Origin of the sequence: Streptomyces lothianensis (assembly GCF_047779955.1) — a bacterium.
GTDB lineage: Bacteria > Actinomycetota > Actinomycetes > Streptomycetales > Streptomycetaceae > Streptomyces.
Genome location: NZ_JBLMKT010000195.1, coordinates 1 through 201 on the forward strand (window position 1 = coordinate 1; position 201 = coordinate 201).

The window sequence follows — 201 nt, forward strand, 5'->3', positions numbered from 1 at the left end:
CGGGTACGACGCTGGGCGATCCGATCGAGGCGCAGGCCCTGCTGGCCACGTACGGCCAGGAGCGCGACGCGGATCGGCCGTTGTGGCTCGGCTCCCTGAAGTCGAACATCGGCCACAGCCAGGCGGCGGCGGGCGTCGGTGGCGTGATCAAGATGGTCATGGCGATGCGGCATGGTGTGTTGCCTCGGACGCTGCATGTGG

Annotated in this window: 1 protein-coding gene; it reads left to right on the forward strand. The window is 69.2% G+C overall.

All coding sequences use genetic code 11. From position 1 onward, the window contains the following. A partial coding sequence (locus tag ACLF6P_RS30205; protein WP_415954628.1) for a hypothetical protein occupies positions 1 to 201 on the forward strand: 201 nt, incomplete at both ends.